Annotated in this window: 10 protein-coding genes, 3 pseudogenes and 1 riboswitch; of the genes and pseudogenes, 9 read left to right on the top strand and 4 right to left on the bottom strand. The window is 70.4% G+C overall.

What is annotated here, in order from left to right; genetic code table 11:
• The first annotated feature begins 9 nt into the window (after window positions 1-9).
• From kdpA to ACIOHC_RS41740, 4 genes are all read left to right on the top strand, one after another.
• The gene (gene kdpA / locus ACIOHC_RS41725) at window positions 10-1,674 is read left to right on the top strand and encodes a potassium-transporting ATPase subunit KdpA (RefSeq protein WP_401846676.1); all 1,665 of its coding nucleotides are present in this window, start codon (window positions 10-12) and stop codon (window positions 1,672-1,674) included.
• Window positions 1,674-3,803 (top strand): potassium-transporting ATPase subunit KdpB, encoded by a 2,130-nt coding sequence (kdpB, locus tag ACIOHC_RS41730; RefSeq protein ID WP_401846678.1) that lies wholly within the window; start codon window positions 1,674-1,676, stop codon window positions 3,801-3,803. The genes kdpA and kdpB overlap by 1 nt, the downstream gene beginning before the upstream one ends.
• Window positions 3,804-3,838: 35 nt before the next feature.
• Window positions 3,839-4,468, top strand: a complete 630-nt coding sequence (kdpC, locus tag ACIOHC_RS41735) for a potassium-transporting ATPase subunit KdpC (RefSeq protein ID WP_351077217.1) — start codon at window positions 3,839-3,841, stop codon at window positions 4,466-4,468.
• A gap of 252 nt (window positions 4,469-4,720) precedes the next feature.
• Window positions 4,721-6,535 carry an APC family permease gene (locus ACIOHC_RS41740; protein WP_401846681.1) on the top strand — a complete coding sequence of 605 codons (1,815 nt, stop codon included), beginning with the start codon at window positions 4,721-4,723 and terminating at the stop codon, window positions 6,533-6,535.
• On the opposite strand, the gene ACIOHC_RS41745 is transcribed toward ACIOHC_RS41740, so the two are convergent.
• Window positions 6,525-6,803: a hypothetical protein gene (locus ACIOHC_RS41745; RefSeq protein ID WP_401846683.1), complete on the bottom strand. Its 279-nt coding sequence runs from the start codon at window positions 6,801-6,803 to the stop codon at window positions 6,525-6,527. The two genes, ACIOHC_RS41740 and ACIOHC_RS41745, sit on opposite strands and share 11 nt — an antisense overlap.
• Before the next feature lie 362 nt (window positions 6,804-7,165).
• Here ACIOHC_RS41745 and ACIOHC_RS41750 point away from each other — a divergent pair, with 362 nt between their 5' ends.
• From ACIOHC_RS41750 to ACIOHC_RS41770, 5 genes and pseudogenes are all read left to right on the top strand, one after another.
• Window positions 7,166-7,633: a hypothetical protein gene (locus ACIOHC_RS41750; protein ID WP_351077210.1), complete on the top strand. Its 468-nt coding sequence runs from the start codon at window positions 7,166-7,168 to the stop codon at window positions 7,631-7,633.
• A 115-nt stretch (window positions 7,634-7,748) separates the two neighbouring features.
• A complete protein-coding gene (locus ACIOHC_RS41755; RefSeq protein WP_401846685.1) occupies window positions 7,749-8,888 on the top strand; it encodes a PLP-dependent cysteine synthase family protein in 1,140 nt (379 codons plus the stop codon).
• The gene (locus tag ACIOHC_RS41760; RefSeq protein ID WP_351077204.1) at window positions 8,885-10,168 is read left to right on the top strand and encodes an MFS transporter; all 1,284 of its coding nucleotides are present in this window, start codon (window positions 8,885-8,887) and stop codon (window positions 10,166-10,168) included. The genes ACIOHC_RS41755 and ACIOHC_RS41760 overlap by 4 nt, the downstream gene beginning before the upstream one ends.
• A gap of 257 nt (window positions 10,169-10,425) precedes the next feature.
• Window positions 10,426-10,569: pseudogene (locus tag ACIOHC_RS41765) on the top strand (diaminopimelate decarboxylase); the annotation flags it as partial.
• A 614-nt stretch (window positions 10,570-11,183) separates the two neighbouring features.
• Window positions 11,184-11,388: riboswitch (cobalamin riboswitch) on the top strand.
• 27 nt (window positions 11,389-11,415) lie between these two features.
• The gene (locus tag ACIOHC_RS41770) at window positions 11,416-12,504 is read left to right on the top strand and encodes a HoxN/HupN/NixA family nickel/cobalt transporter (protein ID WP_351077198.1); all 1,089 of its coding nucleotides are present in this window, start codon (window positions 11,416-11,418) and stop codon (window positions 12,502-12,504) included.
• A 74-nt stretch (window positions 12,505-12,578) separates the two neighbouring features.
• Here ACIOHC_RS41770 and ACIOHC_RS41775 read toward each other — a convergent pair.
• From ACIOHC_RS41775 to ACIOHC_RS41785, 3 genes and pseudogenes are all read right to left on the bottom strand, one after another.
• Window positions 12,579-13,357: pseudogene (locus ACIOHC_RS41775) on the bottom strand (ABC transporter ATP-binding protein).
• A complete protein-coding gene (locus tag ACIOHC_RS41780) occupies window positions 13,354-14,472 on the bottom strand; it encodes a FecCD family ABC transporter permease (RefSeq protein WP_401846686.1) in 1,119 nt (372 codons plus the stop codon). The pseudogene ACIOHC_RS41775 and the gene ACIOHC_RS41780 overlap by 4 nt, the downstream one beginning before the upstream one ends.
• A pseudogene (locus ACIOHC_RS41785) lies at window positions 14,473-15,535 on the bottom strand (ABC transporter substrate-binding protein).
• Between the last annotated feature and the right edge of the window lie 218 nt (window positions 15,536-15,753).

A 15,753-nucleotide genomic window follows, 5' to 3' on the forward strand; every position in this document is an offset into this window, starting at 1 on the left:
CGGGCCCGGATGAACGAGACCCTCGCGGGCTGGCTCCAGGTGCTCGCCCTGGTGAGCGCGTTGTGCCTCACGTTCCGCCCGCTGGGCGGCTACATGGCGCGTGTTCTGACCACCGATCACCATGGGCGGGTGGAACGCCTGATCCACCGGGCAGGCGGAGTGAACGGCGACGTGGACCAGAAGTGGTCGGTGTATCTGCGCAGCGTCCTCGCCTTCTCCGCGGTGTCGGTGCTCTTCCTGTACGCGTTCCTGCGCCTGCAGAACCACCTCCTGCTGTCCCTGGGAACGAAGCCGGTCACCGCGGACCAGTCGTTCAACACCGCGGCGTCCTTCGTCACCAATACCAACTGGCAGTCCTACTCCGGCGAGTCGACCATGGGGCATCTGGTCCAGATGGCGGGCCTCGCCGTGCAGAACTTCGTCTCCGCGGCCGTGGGCATCGCCGTGGTCGCCGCACTGATCCGCGGATTCACGAGGAAGAGGACCGATCGCGTCGGAAACTTCTGGGTGGACCTGACGCGGATCGTGCTGCGCGTGCTGCTGCCCCTCGCGTTCGTCTTCGCGATCGTGCTGGTGTCCGCCGGTGTCGTCCAGAACTTCCACGGCATCCACGACATCACCACCATCGCGGGCGGGCACCAGCGCCTGACCGGCGGTGCGGTCGCCTCCCAGGAAGCCATCAAGGAGCTGGGCACCAATGGCGGTGGCTACTACAACGCGAACTCCGCGCACCCCTTCGAGAACCCCGACGCCCTCACCAACCTGATCGAGATCTACCTGATGCTGGTCATCCCGTTCTCGCTGCCGCGGACCTTCGGCACGATGGTCGGCGACAACCGTCAGGGCTACGCGATCGTCGCCGTGATGGCATTGATCTGGGGTGCGTCGGTCGCCATCGTGACCGCGAACGAGCTGCACAGCGTCAGCAGCGCCGCCGGTCACGCCGCAGGCGGAATGATGGAGGGCAAGGAGACCCGGTTCGGAATCTGGGCCTCGGCCCTGTTCGCCGTGTCCACCACCCTCACCTCGTGCGGAGCGGTCGACTCCTCCCACGACTCGTACACACCGGGCGGCGGCGGAATGACGATCTTCAACATGATGCTGGGGGAGATCGCGCCCGGCGGCACCGGCTCCGGGCTCTACGGGATCCTGGTCCTGGCGGTCGTCGCGGTCTTCGTCGCCGGACTGATGGTCGGCCGTACACCCGAATACCTGGGCAAGAAGCTCCGGGGCCGGGAGATGAAGTTCGCCTCGCTCTACATCCTGACCACGCCCGCGATCGCGTTGATCGGCGCGGGGCTGGCGATGGCGTTCCCGGGCGAAAGGGCCGCCATGCTCAACTCCGGACCGCACGGATTCTCCGAAGTTCTGTACGCCTTCGCGTCGGCCGCGAACAACAACGGCTCGGCGTTCGCCGGGCTGAGCGCGAACACCGTCTGGTACAACACGGCGCTCGGAGTCGTCATGCTCGTCAGCCGGTTCCTGCCGATGGTGTTCGTCCTGGCACTCGCCGGCTCGCTCGCCGCGCAGCAGCCCATTCCGGTCACCGCGGGCACCCTGCCCACTCACCGGCCGCAGTTCGTCGCACTACTGACCGGGGTGATCCTCATCGTCGTCGGTCTCACATACTTCCCCGCGCTCGCGCTGGGACCCCTCGCGGAGGGTCTGCGCTGATGTCCACGACCGCCGCCCCCGCCCCCACTCCGCCCGGCGCCGGGAGTCGGCAGTACCGGGTCTCCGGCGGACTGCTCGATCCCAAGCAGCTTCTGACGTCCTTCCCCGGCGCCCTCCGCAAGCTGGACCCGCGCCTGATGCTCCACAACCCCGTCATGTTCGTGGTGGAGGTCGGGGCGGTCCTGACCACGCTGTCGGCCATCAGGACGCCCGGCGTCTTCGCCTGGGTGATCACCGCGTGGCTCTGGCTGACATCCGTCTTCGCCAACCTCGCCGAAGCCGTGGCCGAGGGGCGTGGCAAGGCCCAGGCGGAGACTCTGCGCCGCGCCAAGACCATGGCGACGGCCCGCCGCCTCGTCGACTGGCGGCCGGGCGCCGCCGATGCCGCGGAGGAGGAGGTCCCGGGCGTCGCCCTCCGGCTCGGCGATCACGTCGTCGTCGAGGCCGGGCAGATCATCCCCGGCGACGGCGACGTGGTCGAGGGGATCGCGAGCGTCGACGAATCGGCCATCACGGGGGAGTCGGCGCCGGTGATCCGCGAGTCGGGCGGCGACCGGTCGGCGGTCACGGGCGGCACCAAGGTGCTCTCGGACCGGATCGTCGTGAGGATCACCTCGAAGCCGGGGGAGACCTTCATCGACCGGATGATCGCACTCGTGGAGGGGGCGGCGCGGCAGAAGACGCCGAACGAGATCGCGCTCAACATCCTGCTCGCGTCCCTCACGATCGTCTTCCTGATCGCGGTGGCGACCCTGCAGCCCTTCGCCGTCTTCGCGGGGGCCGAGCAGCCCATCGTCGTCCTGGTCGCCCTCGTCGTGGCCCTGATCCCGACGACCATCGGCGCGCTGCTGTCGGCGATCGGCATCGCGGGTATGGACCGGCTCGTGCAGCGCAACGTGCTGGCGATGTCCGGTCGCGCGGTGGAGGCCGCGGGTGACGTCAACACGCTGCTGCTCGACAAGACCGGCACCATCACCCTCGGAAACCGCCAGGCCGCCGAATTCCTGCCGGTGGACGGGGTGGGCATCGAGGAACTCGCGGACGCCACCCAGCTTTCGTCCCTCGCCGACGAGACGCCCGAGGGCCGCTCGATCGTCGTCCTCGCCAAGCAGCAGTACGCGCTGCGCGCCCGCAGCGAAGGAGAGCTGGACCGGGCGCGGTTCGTCCCCTTCACCGCGCAGAGCAGAATGAGCGGTGTCGACCTCGACGATCCTCGGGAGAACCGGTCTCTGCGCAAGGGCGCGGCGACGGCAGTGATGCGCTGGGTCCGTGACAACGGCGGTCACCCCACGGCGGAGGTCGGCGGCATCGTCGACGGCATCTCGGCGAGCGGAGGCACCCCGTTGGTCGTCGGCGAGGTGTCCCGGACCGGTGATACGCGCACTGCCCGGGTCCTGGGCGTCATCCATCTCAAGGACGTCGTCAAGGCGGGCATGCGGGAGCGGTTCGACGAACTGCGCCGGATGGGCATCCGTACCGTCATGATCACCGGCGACAACCCGCTGACCGCGCGCGCCATCGCCGAGGAGGCGGGCGTGGACGATTTCCTCGCGGAGGCCACGCCCGAGGACAAGATGGCCCTCATCCGGCGTGAACAGGAGGGCGGCAAGCTGGTCGCGATGACGGGCGACGGTACGAACGACGCCCCCGCCCTCGCGCAGGCGGACGTCGGTGTGGCCATGAACACCGGCACCTCGGCCGCCAAGGAGGCCGGGAACATGGTGGACCTCGACTCCAACCCGACCAAGCTGATCGAGATCGTCGAGATCGGCAAGCAACTCCTCATCACGCGCGGCGCGCTGACGACGTTCTCGATCGCCAACGACGTGGCGAAGTACTTCGCGATCATTCCCGCGATGTTCGCGATGGTCTACCCGGGCCTGGACAAGCTGAACATCATGCGCCTGCACAGCCCGACCTCGGCGATCGCCTCGGCGATCGTCTTCAACGCGCTGATCATCATCGCCCTGATCCCGCTCGCGCTGCGTGGCGTGCGCTACCGGCCGTCCTCCGCCGCCGAACTGCTCGGCCGCAACATCTGGATGTACGGACTCGGCGGGCTGGTACTGCCCTTCCTGGGCATCAAGCTGCTCGACCTCTGCATCCAGTTCATCCCCGGCCTGCGCTGACAGACGGTCCGACGAGAGAAGACGGCGATCCCACCGTGCGCACCCACCTTCCCCCCGTACTCCAGCACCATCTGGTGGCCCTGCGGATGCTGCTGGCGTTCACCGTGATCACCGGCATCGCCTATCCCCTGCTCGTCACCGGCATCGCCCAGGCCGGCCTCTCCCACCGGGCCAACGGCTCGATGCTGACGACGAACGGCAGGCCGGTGGCCTCCAGCCTGATCGGCCAGGACTTCGCCCTGCCGAAGAAGAATCCCCACGACGCCCAGGAACCGCTGCGCCCCGACCCCGGGTGGTTCCAGCCCCGCCCGTCCGCCGGTGGCTACGACCCCACGAACTCCGGCGCCTCCAACCTCGGCCCGAACAGCACCGACCTGATCAGGAGCGTCGGGGAACGCCGTGCCGCCGTCGCCGCCTTCGACGGGGTCCCGCCCGAATCCGTCCCCGCGGACGCGGTCACCGCCGGCGGCTCCGGGCTCGACCCGGAGATCTCCCCGGCGTACGCCTACGAACAGGTCGACCGCGTCGCGAAGGCCCGCCACCTCGCCCCCGCCGAGGTCAGAACTCTGGTGTCCCGGCACGTCCGAGGACGTGTTCTGGGCTTCCTGGGTCAGGAACGCGTCAACGTCGTGGAGCTCAACCACGATCTGGCCGGGCTGGTGTGACCGGAAGGCGGGGCTCCTCGCCCGGCAGCCCGACACGGTCGAAGTCCCGGCCCGGACGGTCCCGGACAAGGGCGCCGTCCGCCTCCGGACGGGGCAGGTGCCCCATACGGGTGCCGAACCACCCCGGCCATGCGCCGACGGTTCTCCGAGGCACCTGGGCGAAGCCCGGCGCGTCCTTGAGGGCCCACACCGCGGTGGTCCGGTCACACTGTCCCTGGACAGCCCCCCGCACCCTGCACCGCGAGGTCACCCATGGCGTACGGTCTGGCCCGCCGCGAACTGCGGCCGAGAGTTCCGCTCCAGCACGGGGAGGGTGGCAAGTACCACTTGACCAGCCTGGAGGGGCTTGCCGCGCTGTCGTTGGACGCGCTGAGTTCGGTCGCGTACGGACCCGAGGCCATCGTGCTCGTCCTGATCGCCGCCGGGACCGGGGCGCTGACCGCCACGCTGCCGGTGACGCTGGTCATCGCCGCGCTGCTGGCGGTCCTGGTGATCTCGTACGGCCAGGTGATCGCCGTGCACCCCGACGGCGGTGGCGCCTACGCGGTGGCGAAGAAGGACCTCGGGCCGAGGACCAGTCTGCTCGCAGCGGCCAGCCTGGTCGTCGACTACGTGCTGACCGTGACGGTCAGCCTCGCCGCCGGCGCCGCCAGCCTCGCCTCCGCGTTCCCCGCTCTCGGCTCGCACCTGCTCGCCGTCTGTCTCATCGGACTCGTCCTGCTCACCGCTGTGAACCTGCGGGGAGTGGCCGACAGCGCCCGGGTGCTGATGCTGCCCACCGTGCTCTTCGTCGTGAGCATCTTCGGCATCATCGCCCTGGGGCTGCTGCGCGGCCATCCCGCAGCCGTCGTCGGAAGCGCTCAACCCGTCCACGTCACCGAGGCGTTGGGGCCTTTGCTGCTCCTGAAGGCGTTCTCCTCCGGTTGCTCCGCGCTGACCGGCGTGGAGGCGATCGCCAACGGAGTGCCCGTCTTCCGCGAGCCCCGTGTCAAGCGGGCGCAGCGCACCGAGCTGATGCTGGGCGCGCTGCTCGGGCTGATGCTGATCGGCCTGGCGGTGCTGATCCGCCGCGACCACGTGGCCCCACGCGGGGGTGTGACCGTCCTCGCCCAGCTGACCGCCGGCGCGTACGGAACGGGATGGCCCTACTACGCGACCAACCTCGTGGTGACCCTGGCCCTCGCCTTCGCGGCGAACACCAGCTTCGGCGGCCTGCCCGTCCTGATGAGCCTGCTGGCGCGCGACCACCGCCTGCCCCATCTGTTCGGGCTGCGCAGGGAACGTCCCGTCTACCGCTGGGGCGTGCTGGCGCTGGCACTGCTCGCGGCGCTGCTGCTGATCGCCGTGGACGGCGACACGCACCGGATGATCCCGCTGTTCGCGATCGGCGTGTTCACCGGCTTCACCATCAGCCAGATCGGGCTGGTACGGCACTGGGCGGGGCAACGGTCGCCGGGATGGCTGCGGCGCGCGGCGCTCAATGGCTCGGGCGCGGTACTGACCGCCGTGGCCGGAGCGGTCCTGTTGGCCACCAAGTTCCTCGAAGGAGCCTGGGTGGTGGTCGTCACCGTTCCCCTGCTGATGCTGCTGTTCGCCCGTGTCGAGCGTTACTACACGGCGGTCGGAAAGGAGCTCGGTCTCGGAGAGATCCCCCCGGCGCTGCGCCCCGCCGAGTCCCTGGTCATCGTTCCGGTCGGAGAAGTCAGCAAGCTCGCCCAGCACGCCCTGACGGCCGCCAGCGCCCTCGGACACGACGTCGTGGCGGTCGCCGTCCACTCGGACCCGGTCAAGGCTCAGGAACTGAGCGACAGGTGGGAACGCTGGAACCCGGGCGTGCGTCTGGACATCATCGACAGCCCGCAGCGCTCTCTGGTGCAGCCGATCGTCGAGTACGTCGAGCGGGCGGCGGAGGAAGGGCGGCAGATCGCCGTCCTCATCCCCGAGGTCGAGCCGCTCCACCGCCGCTACCAGATCCTGCAGAACCAGCGCGGCATCCTGCTGGCCGCCACGCTCATGGCCCATACCGATGTCGTCGTCTGCATGCTCCCGTACCGGCTCAGCCGGTGAACGCCGCATTCACGGCGGGCCTCATGACCGTGCGGCGCGCCGCGCATCGCAGCCGGACGCTCTGCGTGGCGGCGCATCGGTGGGTACGGCCCGTGTGGGTGAGGGAGGCGGAGCAGCGGTGCGGATGAAGTGCCGCGGTGGTGGCCGGGGCGAGAAGCCGGCCGGGCGGGGCGATCAGCGCCGCACCTATGCCTTGCAGTGCTCGTCCGGCCAGCTCTGTCCAGACCTGACCGGCGAGGCCCGCGGCCAGGGAGCCTGCGGCAAGCACGATCCAGCCGGCACTGAAGAATATACCCCGTAGGGGTATCAATGGCCGACCGCGTGGGCGAGCGCCCCGCTGTTCGCCGTCGAGGTGGTCGCACGCGGGGCTCCGTGGGTCGCCGCACGTCTGTGCGGACGGGTCGCGTCCAGTGGCGTCCCTCGCCCCCGCTCCGCAGGTGCGGGGGCGGATCCCTCCGTCGGTGTGCCGGTGAACTCCGCTGGCGACAAGGGGAGTTGGGGTGTGTCTCACCGCCTCGCCGGCCGAGTTCCGTAGCAGACGCGCGGGGCTCGTACGGTCGCGGCAAGGGATTTCACCCGTACGTCCGCATAAATGCGTATCACTCCACTTTTGACGATACGGTCGGCGACGTGCTGTCAGCTGTTGCCCCGGGGCCGGGAGTCCGCCGCCTCGTCATCACTCTTCTTCTGAGCCTGGCGACCGTCGCCGTGGCTCACGTGCTGATGTGTGGTGTGCAGGCGCAGGACGGGCACCATGTGACGCCGATCAGCGGCTCGTTGTCCGCGGTCGCCCCAGATGTGCGGGACATGGAGCACATGGGGGACACCCCGGAACCCGCCGGCTGCGACGCGTCCGGGGCCGGGCACCATCCGGCGGCTCCCGGCGGGTGCTGCGATTCGGCCGCGCTCCTGGGCGAGGTGTCGACGCGATCCGTACTCCCTCTCCTGGAGGCCCTGCTGCTCACCCTGGCCGCGTGGGGGCTCATGGAGTCGGGCCTTTCGGGTCTCGCGCACCGCCCCCGCGGTCTCGCAGCCGAGGGGGCGTCGCCCTTCACGGGATGCGCTCTGCTGCGCCTGGTCTGCGTCAGCCGTACGTGACACGGCTCCGTGCGCCCGGTCGCTCCGCCGATCGCCCGCACGAGCCGCGCCCTCTCCCGTACCGCTCTCACGCAACGGCCCCGTCCCGTCGTGGCCGTGGAAGGACCAGGTCGGCATGACCACTGCTCTGCGCAGCATTTCCCCCGACGACGTGCACGCCTTCGTGGCGGCACACGAACTCCCCGAACCTGCGGGCGCCCCCCGCCGTACCCCCGCCGGAATGGTGGGCAACACGCCGGTCCTCTGGGTCGGAAGCCCCTTCAGCCCCGTCGGCCGCGGCTTCTGGGCCAAGCTGGAGGGCGCCAATCCCGGCGGCATCAAGGACCGTCCGGCCCTCCACATGGTCGCGGCGGCCCGAGCCCGCGGAGAGCTCCGTCCCGACGCGCCCGTCATCGAGTCCACCAGCGGAACCCTCGGACTCGGTCTCGCGCTCGCGGGCATCACCTACGGCCATCCGGTCACGCTGGTCACCGACCCGGGCATGGAACCCCTCATGGTTCATCAGCTGCGGGCCCTCGGCGCTCGCGTGGAGGTCGTCGAGGAACCGAGCCCGGCCGGCGGCTGGCAGCAGGCGCGCAGGGACCGCGTCCGCTCCCTGCTCGCCGCGGCTCCCGGCTCCTGGTGCCCCGACCAGTACCACAACCCGGACAACCCGGCGGCGTACGCGAACCTCGCCCTCGAACTCGCCGTACAGCTCGGCCGGGTGGACGTGCTGGTGGCTGCCGTCGGGACGGGCGGACACTCCGCCGGGATCACCCGTGCGCTGCGCGCGATCTCACCGGGCGTGCGGCTGGTCGGTGTCGACTCGGTGCGCTCCGCCATCTTCGGCCAGCCCGCCGGAGACCGCCTGATGCGCGGCCTGGGCAGCAGCATCCATCCGTGCAACGTCGACCACGCCGCGTTCGACGAGGCCCACTGGGTCGCACCGGACGAGGCGGTCTGGGCGGCCCGGCGGCTGGCCAGAAACCACTACGCGAGTGGCGGCTGGAGCGTCGGCGCCGTCGCGCTGGTGGCCGACTGGCTCGCCCGCACCCATGCCCCGGGCACCCGTATCGCGGCGATCTTCCCCGACGGAGTCCATCGTTACTGGGACACGGTCTACAGCGACGACTACTGCCGTGCGCACGACCTCCTCTCACGCCCGCCCGCGGACGACCCCGACGAGATCGGCCATCCCGGTGAGCGCGCCGTGGAGCGCTGGACGCGTTGTGTGAACATCACCGCGCCGCACGTGGACGAGGTGGCCGCGCGATGAGGGGATTCGTCCGGCAGTTCCGCTCCTTCGACGGCCCCGTCCGGCTGCTGATGGTCCAGCAGTTCACCATCAACACGGCGTTCTACATGCTGATGCCGTACCTCGCGATCCACCTCTCGGGCGGCCTGGGCATGGCCGCCTGGGCGGTCGGACTGGTGCTCGGCGTAAGAAACTTCAGCCAACAGGGCATGTTCCTCATCGGTGGCACGCTCGCCGACCGGCTCGGTTGCAAGAACGTGATCATCACCGGATGCGTCCTGCGGACCGTCGGCTTCGGACTGCTCGGCCTCGTCGATTCGCTGCCCGCCCTGATCCTCGCGTCGGCGCTGACCGGCTTCGCGGGCGCGCTGTTCAACCCGGCCGTGCGGGCGCATCTCGCACGGGAGGCGGGGGAGCGCCGCGTGGAAGCGTTCGCACTGTTCAACGTCTTCTACCAGGTCGGCATGTTCGTCGGTCCCTTGATCGGTCTCTCCCTGATCGCGCTGAACTTCCGGATGGTGTGCGCGGTGGCGGCGCTCCTCTTCCTCGGGCTCACTCTCGTACAGATCAGGGCCCTGCCCGACCGAGGACGTCCGTCCGAAGCGGGCGAGGGGCGCCAGGGAGTGCTCGCCGACTGGCGCGCCGTGGCGTCCAACCGCCCCTTTCTGCTCTTCTCGGCGGCGATGATCGGCTCGTACGTCCTGTCCTTCCAGGTCTATCTGGCGCTGCCGCTCCAGGCGCAGCGGGTGGCTCCGGGGAGCGGGGACGGCGTCACCACCGCGCTCTTCGCCGTGTCCGCCGGTGTCGCCGCGGCCGGGCAACTGCGCATCACCGCCTGGGCGCGGGCGCGCTGGTCGCCCGGCCGGTCGGTCGTGTACGGCCTGGCGCTGATGGGCGGCGCCTTCGCACCGCTCGTGGTCGCCGGGGCGCCGCCCGGGGGAGCGGGACCGCTGATCCGGGCGGCGGCCCTGGTACCGCTGTTCCTCGCGGCCGCCCTGCTCGCCCTCGGTACCGCCCTGGTGTACCCGTTCGAGATGGACACCGTCGTCACGCTCTCCGGCGACCGGCTGGTCGCCACCCACTACGGTCTGTACAACACGATCTCGGGCGTCGGGATCACCGTCGGCAACCTCGCGACCGGAGCCGTGTGGGATGCATCCGTCGAGCAACCGCGTCTGCCCTGGCTGGTGTTGTGCGGCGTGGGCCTGCTGTGCGCCGCCGCGGTCGCCGCCTTGATGCGGACCGGGAGACTCGGTCCGTTCCGGGCCGGCCGGGCGAGGGAACCGGTTCCGCAGCGGTGAGGGGCGTGGGTGGCCACGGGGGGCTGCGCCGGACGATGCCCGCTGCGCAGGTGAGGAGCGCAGGGCGAGCCGGCGTCGTCAAGCCGACGTCAAAGGCCGGGTGTACGGGGCCAAGAGGCCGCTGACGGAGAGGCACGCCCCCGGGTGGGCGGACATGGCGTCACCGGTGCGTCCCGGTCCGTCGACGATCCGGGGCGCTGTGTCCGTCTCCAGGCGGAGGACCCGGCTCGCGAGCCGTCTCCTGCGTCGGCCTTCACGGGAGCGCCCGGCACGCCATCGCCCGGATACTCGACCAGCGGCGGTTCGAACCGGTCGGCCTGCAGTGCCGCATCGGCTCGCAGATCACCACCGTCAGGCCCTACCTGACCGCGCTGCGACGGATGGTCGGGCTGCCTGGGCGGCCTGTGCCCCGAGTTGAGAGGCGGTCTGCCCCGCCCAGAGCCTGCGGAAGTCACCGTCCCGCCACAGGCTCGGCAGGGCCGGCCGACCGGAGCGGGCCGCCTTCACCGCGGGCCTCCTGCCCGCGGACCGCCGGGCAGACCCGGCCTGCCGGGCGCCAAGGCCACGCGGAGCCCCGAAGGCCGAGCCGCGTCGAAGGCCCCATCGGAAGCGGGATCGAGTGTGTGCCGGACGGTGCGACGGTGTGCGGGCACGGCAGGAGAAGCGGACGGCACAGGGCCCCCTTGAGCTGCTGAGAACGGCGCCCGCCGCGCGACGCACGGCAGGTGCGCCGGCTCGGGCGAGGGAGGGTTCGCCGTGCCGCGGATCGAGGGCAGCACGCGATGACGGGCCGGTCGCGGCCTATGGGGTCAACGCGCGCTCGGGTGACCGGGCATCTCAGCTCCTCAAGGGTCTCCGGGTGCCGAAGGCTAACGGACGGCAGCCTCTCGGCGAAGGGAATTTCGCCGGGCATCGTGGAGGACGAGGACCACGGTCCGACGCCGTGCCGGAAGCCGGGGCCGTCATCGCTCCACCCGGCCCGCCCGCCCGCTTGTGGGCGCCGCTCACCACAACGCTAGAGTGTGTGCGCCGTGGTGTTCGGGAAGACCGGTGACAGACTCCGAGGAGTCTCAGGCCGGAGCGGCCCTCGCCACTGTGATCGGGGAGTATCCGTCCCAACGACTGCCACTGGCCGTAGAGCGCGGCTGGGAAGGCAGGGGCGGGCACGAGCGCGAGCGAACCCGTCAGCCAGGAGACCGGCCACGGCATCTCACGAAGTCATCCACGAGGTGCTGGAGCGTGACCGTATGACCCTGCCCGATTCCGCCGTGTTCACGTGGCGGCGCGAGGACACCGTTCGAACCGTGGGGCTGCTCGCGGTGATAGCCGCCCTGCACGTGGTGGCGTTCGGCGTGCTGTTCCTGCTCGTCCTGCCACAGCACTACGAGGTCGGTTCCAAGGCGTTCGGCATCGGGCTCGGGATCACCGCGTACACGCTCGGCATGCGGCACGCCTTCGACGCCGATCACATCGCCGCCATCGACAACACGACCCGCAAACTGATGGCCGACGGCAAGCGCCCCGTGTCGGTCGGCTTCTGGTTCGCGCTCGGACACTCCAGCGTGGTCATCGCCATGGCCGCGCTGGTCGCCGGGGGAGCACGGCTGGCGGGGGTGCTGATCAACGAGAACTCGGGCACACACCAGGTGTTGGGTGTGGTGGGTACGACCGTCTCCGGATCCTTCCTCTATCTCATCGCCGCGTTGAACCTGGTCGCACTCGTCGGCATTCTGCGCGTGTTCCGGGCGATGCGGGCGGGCCGGTTCGACGAGGCCGAACTGGAGCAGCACCTGGACTCGCGCGGGTTCATGAACCGGATCCTCGGCAGGTTCACCCGGTCCATCACCAGGCCGGGCCAGATGTATCCGCTCGGCTTCCTCTTCGGTCTCGGCTTCGACACCGCCACGGAGGTCACCCTGATGGTCATGGCGGGCAGTGGCGCCGCGGCGGGCCTGCCCTGGTACGCGATCCTGTGCCTGCCGCTGCTGTTCGCCGCCGGAATGAGTCTGTTCGACACGCTCGACGGGACGTTCATGAACTTCGCCTACCAGTGGGCCTTCTCCAACCCGGTGCGCAAGGTCTTCTACAACCTCGCCATCACCGGCCTGTCGATCGCCGTCGCCTTCCTCATCGGCACGATCGAGCTGGTCACCATATTCCACGACAAGCTCGGTCTGCGGGACCCGGTCACCGGCTGGATCTCCGGCCTGGACCTGGGCAATGTCGGCTACATCATCGTCGGACTCTTCGTGGTGGTGTGGGCGGCGGCCCTGGCCTACTGGAGGATCGCGAAGGTCGAGGAACGCTGGACGGGCCGCGCTCCCGACGGCGGCTGATGCCGTATCGCGCACCGCCGAGAGCCCCGCGCCGTCCGAGCCGCCCGGTCCGGCCCGCGGTGGGACGGGCACGCTCACATGGCCGACCGGTGATCGAAGGCGATCAGCGGATCACCGGTCAACGGATGCTCGACCACCGCCGCCCGCACGCCGAACACCTCCGCCAACAGAGCCGGAGTGAGCGCCTCCAGAGGAGTGCCGGACGCGACCAGCGCTCCTTCGTGCAGCACATGCAGGCGGTCGCAGACCGAGGCCGCCGCGTTCAGGTCGTGGAGCGAGACCAGTGTGGTGCGCCCCTGCGCCCGCAACAGTGACAGCAGCTCCACCTGGTGGCGCACATCGAGGTGATTGGTCGGCTCGTCCAGCACCAGGACATCGGGGTCCTGCGCGAAAGCCCTGGCCAGCAGGGCCCGTTGGCGTTTGCCACCCGACAAGACAACGCGGAGAAGCGGCGATTCCCGTACCCCGCGAGACCGACCTGCCCCAGGGCCCGGGTGACGACGGCCCGGTCCGTCCCGTCCTCACCTCCGAAGGCCCGCTTGTACGGGGTGCGGCCCATCACCACGATCTCGTGGACGGTCAGATCGAAGTCCCCACCGCGCTCCTGCGGCAGAGCGGCGACATGCCTGGCCGCCTCGGCGGGCGGAAGCGCCTCGATGTCCGTACCGTTCAGGAGCACCCGGCCCGCGGCCGGGCGCAGATGCCGGTAGACGGTACGCAGCACGGTCGACTTGCCGCCGCCGTTGGGGCCGACCAGCCCGGTGATCTCGCCCGAGGACGCGATGAGATGCAGCCCCGAGACCACGGTACGGCCGTCGTAGGCCACCCGGAGGTCGTGTACGTCGATTCTCATCGGCCCTGCTCGGAACGCCGGTCCAGCAGGAACAGCAGGGCGGGGGCGCCCAGCAGCGCCGTGACCACACCGATGGGAAGCTCCTGATCCGGCAGCACGGTGCGGCAGAGGGTGTCGACGACGACCAGGAGCACCGCACCGGTCAGCGCGGACACGGGCAGCAGCCTGCGATGGTCCCCTCCGACCAGCAGTCGGCACAGATGCGGCACCAGCAGCCCCACGAATCCGATGGCGCCGGAGACGGACACGAGCACACCGGTCAGCACACTGGTGACCACGAACATCTCGCGCCGCAGCCGCACCACGGGTACACCGAGTCCGGCCGCCGTCTCGTCACCCATCAGCAAGGCGTTCAACGCCCTGGCCCGGCCCTGGAACACGGCAAGGCCCAGCACGACGGCCGCCGTGGGCACGGCGAGCGAGCTCCACTGCGCACCGCCGAGGCTGCCCATCAGCCAGAACAGCACGCCCCGGGTCTGCTGCTCGTCACCGGCCCGCAACACCAGACAGCTGGTGAACCCCGCCAGGAACTGTCCGATCGCCACCCCCGCCAGCACGAGACGCAGCGGCGAGAAGCCACCGCCTCGCCGGGCCACCGTCCAGACCAGACCGAACGACAGCAGCGCTCCGGCGAACGCCGCGCCGGAGACGCCCGGCCCGAACAGACCCCCGGTGCTCGCGCCGAGCACGATCGCCGCCACGGCTCCCAGAGAAGCACCGTTGGAGATACCCAGAAGGTGGGGATCGGCGAGCGGATTGCGCACCAGGGCCTGTACGGCGGTGCCGACGACGCCGAGTCCGGCACCCACGACGGCCGCGAGCAGGGCCCGGGGGACCCGCAACTGCCACACGATCAGGTCCCAGGTGCCCGGCCGCGCGGCCCCGCCGGTCAGCCGGTGCCCCACCGTCGACCACACCTCGGAAACCGCCACGTGCGAGGAACCCCAGGAGACGGCGGCCGTGAGCCCCAGCAGCAGCGCCACCGCGAGAGCGGCGGCCACCCACCGGGCGGGAAGGGGCCGCCGCACGTATGCGGATCCCTCGGTGCCGGGTGCTTCGGGCTCGACCGGGCCAGGACGACCGGCCGCCTTGTCGGCCGAGCTGTCGAGGGCCATCTACCGTCCGCCCTCGAACCGGTCGGCGTGCACCGTACGAGCGATCTGCTCGACCGTGTCCGCGTTGCCGACGCCGGCGATGGTGGTCCGTTCCGAGCGAATGCGCAGAAACCTGGCCTCCTCGACCGCGGTGAGTCCGCGTTTCGCCGGGAACGACTTGAGGAACTTCTCCGCCTCGTCGAACGCCCTGTCGTCGGACGCGGCACTGCCCCGGTTCCTTACGGCCAGCTGGATCCAGTCGGGGTTCTTCTCGACGACGTCCTCCCAGCCGACCTGCTTGTGGTCGCTGTCGCAGTCGCCGAAGACATTGCGCGCACCGGCCAGCCTGATCACCGCGTTGGCCACCTGTTTCCCGCACACGGCCATCGGCTGTTCGGTCCCGCCGTCGAAGTCGAAGACGAAGTACGTCGGCCGCCGGACTCCGGCAGATCGCCCAGGGCCCTGCGCACCGCGGAGATCTTGCCCTCCATGCCGTCGACGAGGGCATCGGCCCGTTCCGAGGTGTCCGTGAGCGCCCCGAGCCGCCGGATGTCGTCCGTCACGTCGGACAGATCGTTCCTGGGCCCTTCGCGCGTCGAGGCGCAGGCGGTCGACCGGAGTTGCACCACCTTGATTCCGGCGGCCCTGTACTCCTCACGCCCGGGGACCGTGTTGTCGCCTCCCATGCCGCCTATCGAGGCGAACGCCTCCAGATAGACGTCCGCACCCGAACCCAGCAGTCTCTCCTTGGGAATCACCGTCCTGCCGAGCACCGGTACCGCGGCGGCCTGCGCGGCCAGCCCCCTCGGCAGCGCGCCCCTGCCCGGAGGGAATCCCGTCCCGATGACCCTGTCCGACGCGCCGAGCCGAAGCAGTAGTTCCAGACCGGAGGCGTTACTGGGATCCTGCGTACAGGCGCGTCGAAGGTGGTACGGACCCCTGCGCAGTCCTCGACGACCACGGGGAAGCCGGCCGCCGAGCCCGTCGCGCGGCCGTCCGGATCGGCCCCGGAGCCGGTCGGGCCGCAGGCTGCCGCGAGCAGTCCCAGAACGACGAGGCCATCACATGTCCGACGACCGCTCAACACAATCCCACCCTCGACATCGCGTTCGGAACGAGTCGCTGATCGCGACTTCGATGAGGTGGTCGTGGAGTCGGCGGCGCGAGTTCCCCCGGACACCGTGCGCTTTCCGTGGGCCGAAAGGCTCTCGAAAGCGGTCCGGGGCCGTGTGGTGAGTACACACCACACGGCCCCGGACCGTCGGGACAGCGTCGGGGACGCAGGGGTCAGCCCTTGCGGGA

The sequence above is a fragment of the Streptomyces sp. NPDC088252 genome (assembly GCF_044740965.1).
Classification (GTDB): Bacteria; Actinomycetota; Actinomycetes; order Streptomycetales; family Streptomycetaceae; genus Streptomyces.

Excerpts from the sequence above, each read along its gene's own strand:
- kdpB (WP_401846678.1), top strand. The coding sequence starts at position 1,674 with ATGTCCACGACCGCCGCCCCCGCCCCCACTCCGCCCGGCGCCGGGAGT.
- ACIOHC_RS41770 (WP_351077198.1), top strand. The coding sequence starts at position 11,416 with ATGACCCTGCCCGATTCCGCCGTGTTCACGTGGCGGCGCGAGGACACC.
- ACIOHC_RS41780 (WP_401846686.1), bottom strand. The coding sequence starts at position 14,472 with ATGGCCCTCGACAGCTCGGCCGACAAGGCGGCCGGTCGTCCTGGCCCG.
- kdpA (WP_401846676.1), top strand. The coding sequence starts at position 10 with ATGAACGAGACCCTCGCGGGCTGGCTCCAGGTGCTCGCCCTGGTGAGC.
- ACIOHC_RS41755 (WP_401846685.1), top strand. The coding sequence starts at position 7,749 with ATGACCACTGCTCTGCGCAGCATTTCCCCCGACGACGTGCACGCCTTC.
- ACIOHC_RS41740 (WP_401846681.1), top strand. The coding sequence starts at position 4,721 with ATGGCGTACGGTCTGGCCCGCCGCGAACTGCGGCCGAGAGTTCCGCTC.
- ACIOHC_RS41760 (WP_351077204.1), top strand. The coding sequence starts at position 8,885 with ATGAGGGGATTCGTCCGGCAGTTCCGCTCCTTCGACGGCCCCGTCCGG.